We start from the raw sequence: 670 nt of genomic DNA, 5'->3' as shown, positions 1-670 counted from the left end.
GGGCATGGCTCTCCTCCAATATGCTTCTTGTCTCGACAACTCGAATCATACCGGGGCGGGCCGTGCCCTCCTTCCTATCTGGACGCTATCCTGCTGTCAAAGTGCGCAAAAAATTGTACGTTACCGGGGCGCGGGGCATTCCCCCGCATGGCGTAATGCCAGAGCGCTTACGCGCTGGCATGGAGTCTGGTGGCATAGCCCTGCCTCGGCACTTTCGAGTCGAAGCAGGGCAACGATTTTCACAGAAAGAGTCTGATGCCGCCAATCTATCTCGTGTATACGAGATGGGCTACTTGCTAAATTCCCCATGTGAAGCCAAATCTTTTGATTTATATAAAAAGATGTTGATCTGGATGATAGATTGCTTCTATAGCAATGCCAGCTTTTCCCGTACGATTCTTTTTTATCATCAATTTAACTGAACGTATATCACTTGAAAGCATTTCTTCGCGCGTTACACCATCCAACGGCTTGATTATTATCAACTTATCAGCATCGTGTTCAATTTGCGACGAACCTCGAATTTCGTCTGTTTTCGATAAGGATGGGGGGTGCGGACGTTTTTCCGGACGGCCTAGGCGGCCAGCCCCAGCCGCCTCCTGCGGCCGGCTATCGTATCGTACACCTTGCGCCCTCCCTCGTCGAACGCCTTCAGCCTCCCCTCCCGGTA

At 51.5% G+C, this 670-nt stretch carries 1 protein-coding gene; it reads left to right on the top strand.

Going from position 1 to position 670, the window contains the following annotated elements; genetic code table 11:
* Window positions 1-422 (top strand): hypothetical protein (locus C2L80_RS14210; protein WP_204600622.1); only part of this gene is annotated, 422 nt, incomplete at its 5' end.
* Window positions 423-670: the final 248 nt, after the last annotated feature.

Origin of the sequence: Rubneribacter badeniensis (genome assembly GCF_002899695.1) — a bacterium.
Taxonomy (GTDB): Bacteria; Actinomycetota; Coriobacteriia; order Coriobacteriales; family Eggerthellaceae; genus Rubneribacter; species Rubneribacter badeniensis.
The sequence above is the reverse complement of the archived record's forward strand: the minus strand, read 5'-3'. Positions and strand labels throughout refer to the sequence as shown.